Below are 5,718 nucleotides of genomic sequence, written 5' to 3'. Positions count from 1 at the left end.
CGGCCGGGCCGTGCGCCGATCACGCGTCGCGCAGCGCGCGGCGCACGATCTTGCCGGTCGCTGTCATCGGCAGGCTGTCGACGAACGCGATCGCACGCGGATACTCGTGCGCGGCAAGCCGCGTGCGCACGTGCGCCTGCAGCGCCTGCACGAGCGCATCGTCGCCGACATGGCCGTCGTTCAGCACGACGAACGCCTTGACGATCTCGGTGCGCGTCGGATCGGGCACGCCGACGACGGCCGCGATCCGCACCGCGGGATGCGTGAGCAGGCAGTCCTCGATCGGGCCCGGGCCGATCCGGTAGCCGGCGCTCGTGATCACGTCGTCGTCGCGGCCGACGAAGCGCACGAAGCCGTCCTCGTCGATCGCGCCCGTGTCGCCGGTCAGCAGGTAGTCGCCTGCGAACTTGTCGCGCGTCGCGTCCGGGTTGCGCCAGTATTCGATGAACATCACGGGATCGGGGCGACGCACGGCGATGTGTCCGTCGACACCGGGCGGCAGCGGCGTGCCGTACGCGTCGACGATCGCGACCGTGTGACCGGGCACCGCCTTGCCGATCGCGCCGGGACGTGCCTCGAACAGCGCCGCGCACGAGGACAGCACCATGTTGCATTCGGTCTGCCCGAAGAACTCGTTGATCGTCACGCCGAGCGCGTCGCGTCCCCATTCGGTGAGCTCGGTGCCGAGCGATTCGCCGCCGCTCGCGACGGATTTCAGCGACAGCGCGTAGCGCTCGCGCGGCCGCTCGACCGTGCGCATCAGCTTCAGCGCGGTGGGCGGCAGGAAGGCGTGCGTGACGCCGTGCCGCGCCATCAGCGCGAACGCCGCATCGCCGTCGAATTTCTCGAACCGGCGCGCGAGCACCGGCACGCCGTGATGCCACGACGGCAATAGCACGTCGAGCAGCCCGCCGATCCACGCCCAGTCGGCGGGCGTCCAGAACAGCCGCGCGTCGCGCGGAAAGCATTGTTGCGACATCTCGACGCCGGGCAGATGGCCGAGCAGCACGCGATGCGCATGCAGCGCGCCTTTCGGCTTGCCGGTCGTGCCCGACGTGTAGATGATCAGCGCAGGATCGTCGGCGGCCGTGTCGGCCGGCGCGAATTCCGGCGATTCGGCCGCGAGTGCGGCGTCGTAGCGCAGCACGCCCGGCGCGTCGGCCGCGTTGGCGCCGATGCAGTAGCAGGTGTGCAGCGCCGGCAGCCGATCGCGCAGCGGCGCGATTTTCGCGTAGCCGGCCGCGTCGGTGACGAGCGCGGCCGCTTCGCTGTTCGCGAGACGGTATTCGAGTGCATCGGCGCCGAACAGCGTGAACAGCGGCACAGCGATCGCGCCGAGCTTGTAAGCGGCCAGATGCGCGACGGCCGTTTCCGGGCCCTGCGCGAGAAAGATCGCGATGCGGTCGCCGCGGCGCAGGCCCGCACGCGCGAACGCGTTCGCGAGCCGGTTAGAGGCGTTCCTCAGGTCGTCGAACGTGAAGCGCGCGACGTCGCCGTCCGCGGTTTCGTGAATCAGCGCGAGCCGGCCGCTGCCGTCCGCCCACTTGTCGCATGCGTCCACGCCGATGTTGTAGTGCGCCGGAATCGCCCATCGGAAGCGGGTAAGCAGGTCGTCGTAGCGATCGGCGGCGGGCAGCATCGCAAGTCTCCTCGGCGTGAATCGTCGAATTCGACACGTAGATTACATCGCCTTTTCACGCGCCCGAAACGACAACGGCGTCTGATGTAGGGATTATGCGAACTCGCCGGAGGGCGGCGGTCCAGTGCACGATTCGACAAACGCGCATAAGATCACGACAAAACAGTGATGTGACCATGGATTTGCTTCTGATAGCTGCGGGGTTCAGCCTGATCGGAATCGGCGCACTGGTGGCATTCGCCCGCCATGTCGATCCGCTGTCCGGCCGTTTCACCGGACGTCTGCGCAAACGCTGACTCGACTTGTCCCGATCGCGGACGGCAACGCACGCGATGCGCATTGCATCGCGTACGGGCCGGCCCGTGCTTAGCGCGCCGGCAGATAGCGCGCCGGATCGATCGAACGGCCGCCGTAGCGTAGTTCGAAATGCAGCGCGACGCGATCGCTGTCGCTATCGCCCATCTCGGCAATCGTCTGCCCCTGTGCGACCGACTGACCTTCCTTCACGAGCAGCGTGCGATTGTGCGCGTACGCGGTCAGGTAATCGGCGTTGTGCTTCAGGATGATCAGGTTGCCGTAGCCGCGCAAGCCGTTGCCCGCATATACGACGACACCCGGCGCAGCCGCCACCACTGGCGTGCCCGCGCTATTCGCGATGTCGATGCCTTTCGATTTCGCGCCGTCGAAACTGCGGATCACGTTGCCCGGCGCAGGCCAGACGAGCGAGATGCTCGTGGCCGGCTTCACGGCCGATTCCACCGGTGCGGAAGGGGCGGGACGGCTGCGGCCGGCCGTGCCGGTGCCCGTCGTCGACGCGGTCGTCGTGCCGGGCGGCGGCGCGACGCGCAGCACCTGGCCGACTTCGATCGCGTCCGGATTCGAGATCTGGTTCCAGCGGACGATGTTCTGGACGGACTGGCGGTTGGCGCGCGCGATCTTGTACAGCGTATCGCCACGCTCGACGCGGTAGAAACCGGGGCCGACCGGCGCGGAGCCGCACGCGACGAGCAGGGCGGCGCAGCCGGCCGCGATGAGTCGTTTCGTTGTTGTTCCGAACATTGAACCTCGCAAAACGCTGCCGCGCATCACGCGGCAGGCGACACAAAACGTCAGATTTTAACGGGTTCGACCCGCACGCCGCAGTTTGGGCGGGCGCTGGCGCGTTCGGCGGCCGTGCGACGCAGCGTCGCGTCAGCTCGCGCGCGGCAGCACGCGGATGCGCAGCGCAGCCGTTTCGGTCGCGCCGGGCGCGAGCATGCGCAGGCCGAAGCCGTTGTGAATCGCGTCCGGCAGGCCGAGCCACGGCTCGACGCAGTAGAAGTCGGATTCGGGCTTTTCGGTCCAGGTTGTGACGGCGTACCACGGGATCGAGCCCGGTACGTCGAGTGCGATCTCGACGATGCGGCCGCGGCCCGGCATGTCGATGCGCACGGGCGTCGACGGCGGCGTGCGGTCGAGGCAGTGGAAGCGGTCGTGGATGCGCGGATCGTCGAGCGTGTAGCGTGCGTCGCCTTGCTCGGGGGCGCTGATCGAGCCGTCGGCGAGTTGTTCGCGGCGGTGCGTCGGCGGCAGTTCGAGCGTCGTCGTGGCGCGCTCGCCGTGCGGCAGCGCGAAATAGAAGTGATGGCCGGCGTAGTACGGCAGCGGCGTGCTGCCGCGGTTGGTGGTGGTCAGCGCGACGTCGAGCGTCTGCGCATCGGCGAGCCGGTAGGTCGCGTCGAAGCGGAAATCGAACGGATAGGCGGCGCGCGACGCTGCGTCCGCTTCGAGCGTCATCGCGATCGCGGCGCCGTCGGCAGACGGCTGCGCGGCGAACGGCAGATCGCGCGCGAAGCCGTGCATCGGCAGATCGCGCACGACGCCGGCCGCATCGCGCCAGCGGCCCAGTTCGCCGTCGACGCGATGGCGGCCGAGGAACGGGAACAGCAGCGGATTGCCGCCGCGCACGCGCGCGAGCTGGCTCCAGTCGGCGGTGTCGGGCCAGAAGATGACGGGCTCGCCGTCAAGCTCCCACGACAGCAGTCGGCCGCCGAATTGCGGCGCGACGCGGACGACGGACGGACCGGCATGAAGTTCGTGAATCTCGTGTTGCTGGAAGATGGGCATGGCGAATCGGAATGAACGAATGGACGGACGCCGCGACGGCGCGTGACATTATCGGATGCTCGTGCGACCGGGAAAACCCTTCTCGGGGAAATTGCGAGTTTTTCACAAAGTCCGGTTTCTGGATAATTTCGATACACCGGTGAGATTGCCGGGTCATGACACTTCGAGGAGGCGCCATGGATCTGGCAATGGCAATGGGCATCGCACTGTTCGGCATGTTCACCGGCAGCACCGTTCTGTTTTTCTATCAGCTCGGGCGCTGATCGAGATCCGACCGAGATTTCTTTCGAATCTGAAAGGCCCGCCATGCAATTGGCGGGCCTTTTGCTTTCCATCGACTTACAAAATGCAAGCGTTTGTGTGCATCGCCGCCTTAGGCGGCCAAATGCCTTGGCGCAGTCATTATCGCTCGGCATAATCGGGGCGCGTTTTCCCGGACGCGCACTGCAGCGTCCGTCATTTCTTCCCGCTCCATCTCCACTGAAAGGACCGACGCGTGAGTCTCTGGTTTCTGGTTTTCCTGAGCGTCCTGCAAGGCGTGACCGAACTCTTCCCCGTCAGCAGTCTCGGCCATACGTTGCTCGTGCCGGCGCTGTTCGGCATGCATATCGACAAGCACGCGCCGCAATTGCTGCCGTTTCTCGTTGCGCTGCACCTGGGCACCGCGCTCGCGCTGCTCTGGTATTTCCGCGCGCGCTGGATCGCGCTGATCAGCGGGTTCTTCGCGCATCTCGGCGGGCGCAAGAACGACGACGGGCATCTGATGTGGGCGCTGATCATCGGCACGATCCCGACGGGCATCGTCGGGCTGCTGCTCGAGAAGCGCATCGAACGCGTGTTCCACGATCTGCGGATCGTTGCGATCGCACTGATCGTCAACGGCGTGCTGCTGTGGATCGGCGATCGTATCCAGCGCAGCCGCGCGCATCGGCCGCCCGAGAAGCTGACGTTCAAGCAGGCGTTTTTCGTCGGTCTCGCGCAGATCGGCGCGCTGATTCCCGGCTTTTCGCGCAGCGGCCTGACGATGATCGCCGGCAACGCGGCCGGCCTGACCGCGGAGAAGGCCGCGGAATTCTCGTTCCTGCTCGGCACGCCGATCATCTTTGCGGCGGGCGTGCTCGAATTGCCGAAGCTGTTCCATGCGCGCGCCCAGCTCGCCGACGCGCTGCTCGGCGGCGTGCTGACCGCGATTGCGGCCTATCTGAGCGTGCGATTCCTGATGCGCTATTTCCAAGGGCGCGGCCGGCTCGCGGCGTTCGGCGTGTATTGCGTGATCGCGGGGCTGTTCTGCTTCGGATGGTTCATGCTGCATGCGCAGCCGGTGTGATGCCGCGACGCCGATCGCGCTCGATATTGCGCGGTGATCGGGTATAATTTCGGGCTCGGCTTCATACCGGGCCCGTTTTGTTTCGGGGCATCGAATGGAGGGTGGCGGTCATTCGGGGCTTCGGATGGATGCGGTCCGTGTCGCGAGCCGTGTCTTTTTTCGTCGACCGCCCTTAGCTCAGTTGGATAGAGCAACGGCCTTCTAAGCCGTAGGCCGCAGGTTCGAATCCTGCAGGGCGGGCCAGAATTCTTCGCTTATTCAAGTACTTACAATCTCGCCTTAACCGCTTGGTTGGGATCGGATACGGGTCTGCCGCACTCCCGCTGTGGCGAGAGTGTGGCGGGATTCTAGCGTACGTGCAATCAGCGGGGGCTTTGACTATGGTCGTGGTGCCGTATTCCTTTAGTCCTTGCAATGTAGCTGACGCTCCCGGCGAACGCAGCGCAGCACGCCAAGTGAATGTGCTGAGAATGGCTTTGGGTGTGTGCGGCGGGTCCGCGTCTGGAGTAACGGATTTTATGTAATGGACGAACGGAAGCAGTCCTCCGCCACCAACGTGTAGTCGATGCGGTGACTGAATCGGTTACGAGCGAGTTTGTAGTGGTCAACTGATTCCGGACACTGCGTTAAGTTTTTCTTCCGCGAC

General features: G+C 65.8%; 5 protein-coding genes and 1 tRNA gene. 3 read left to right on the top strand and 3 right to left on the bottom strand.

Annotated elements, in window-relative coordinates:
* Positions 1 to 19: 19 nt before the first annotated feature.
* The 3 genes from ACSHSS_RS29570 to ACSHSS_RS29560 form a co-directional block, all read right to left on the bottom strand.
* Complete coding sequence (locus tag ACSHSS_RS29570; RefSeq protein WP_445545914.1) at positions 20 to 1,639, bottom strand: acyl-CoA synthetase; 1,620 nt, start codon at positions 1,637 to 1,639, stop codon at positions 20 to 22.
* Positions 1,640 to 2,005: 366 nt separating this feature from the next.
* Positions 2,006 to 2,698 carry a peptidoglycan DD-metalloendopeptidase family protein gene (locus tag ACSHSS_RS29565; RefSeq protein ID WP_105840524.1) on the bottom strand — a complete coding sequence of 231 codons (693 nt, stop codon included), beginning with the start codon at positions 2,696 to 2,698 and terminating at the stop codon, positions 2,006 to 2,008.
* A gap of 132 nt (positions 2,699 to 2,830) precedes the next feature.
* Positions 2,831 to 3,745 (bottom strand): aldose epimerase family protein, encoded by a 915-nt coding sequence (locus tag ACSHSS_RS29560; protein WP_445545913.1) that lies wholly within the window; start codon positions 3,743 to 3,745, stop codon positions 2,831 to 2,833.
* Positions 3,746 to 3,900: 155 nt separating this feature from the next.
* Between ACSHSS_RS29560 and ACSHSS_RS29555 the strand changes: the two genes are divergently transcribed.
* The 3 genes from ACSHSS_RS29555 (at position 3,901) to ACSHSS_RS29545 (ending at position 5,315) form a co-directional block, all read left to right on the top strand.
* On the top strand, positions 3,901 to 4,008 hold the full coding sequence (locus ACSHSS_RS29555) for a UDP pyrophosphate phosphatase (RefSeq protein WP_190972317.1): 108 nt from the start codon (positions 3,901 to 3,903) through the stop codon (positions 4,006 to 4,008).
* 233 nt (positions 4,009 to 4,241) lie between these two features.
* On the top strand, positions 4,242 to 5,072 hold the full coding sequence (locus tag ACSHSS_RS29550) for an undecaprenyl-diphosphate phosphatase (RefSeq protein ID WP_445545912.1): 831 nt from the start codon (positions 4,242 to 4,244) through the stop codon (positions 5,070 to 5,072).
* A 166-nt stretch (positions 5,073 to 5,238) separates the two neighbouring features.
* Positions 5,239 to 5,315 (top strand) — tRNA-Arg (locus ACSHSS_RS29545).
* Positions 5,316 to 5,718 lie beyond the last annotated feature (403 nt).

The sequence above is a fragment of the Burkholderia sp. BC1 genome, assembly GCF_052683555.1.
The sequence above is the reverse complement of the archived record's forward strand: the minus strand, read 5'-3'. Positions and strand labels throughout refer to the sequence as shown.

What these genes read in the sequence shown, in the direction of transcription:
- ACSHSS_RS29555 (WP_190972317.1), top strand. Translation starts at nt 3,901, where the DNA reads ATGACACTTCGAGGAGGCGCCATGGATCTGGCAATGGCAATGGGCATC.
- ACSHSS_RS29565 (WP_105840524.1), bottom strand. Translation starts at nt 2,698, where the DNA reads ATGTTCGGAACAACAACGAAACGACTCATCGCGGCCGGCTGCGCCGCC.
- ACSHSS_RS29560 (WP_445545913.1), bottom strand. Translation starts at nt 3,745, where the DNA reads ATGCCCATCTTCCAGCAACACGAGATTCACGAACTTCATGCCGGTCCG.
- ACSHSS_RS29570 (WP_445545914.1), bottom strand. Translation starts at nt 1,639, where the DNA reads ATGCTGCCCGCCGCCGATCGCTACGACGACCTGCTTACCCGCTTCCGA.